Annotated in this window: 1 protein-coding gene; it reads left to right on the forward strand. The window is 63.0% G+C overall.

Annotated elements, in window-relative coordinates:
* Nucleotides 1-262: homocysteine S-methyltransferase family protein (locus R0J92_RS23950; RefSeq protein ID WP_411053516.1), on the forward strand; the 262-nt coding region annotated here is incomplete at both ends.

The raw sequence follows: 262 nt of genomic DNA on the forward strand, positions 1-262 counted from the left end.
GAACGCTGTCCGGGCAGACGCCGTCGGCGTTCTGGTATTCGGTCCGGCATGCCAATCCCTTCACCATCGGCCTGAACTGCGCGCTTGGCGCCGATGCCATGCTGCCGCACCTGCAGGAGCTTTCCGGCGTCGCCGATACCTTCATCTGCGCCTATCCGAACGCCGGACTTCCGAATGAATTCGGCCAGTACGACGAGTCGCCTTCGGACATGGCACGGCAGGTGGCCGAATTTGCCCGTGAAGGCCTGATCAACGTCATCGG

Origin of the sequence: Tritonibacter sp. SIMBA_163, assembly GCF_046535935.1 — a bacterium.
GTDB classification, from domain to species: Bacteria; Pseudomonadota; Alphaproteobacteria; order Rhodobacterales; family Rhodobacteraceae; genus Epibacterium; species Epibacterium scottomollicae.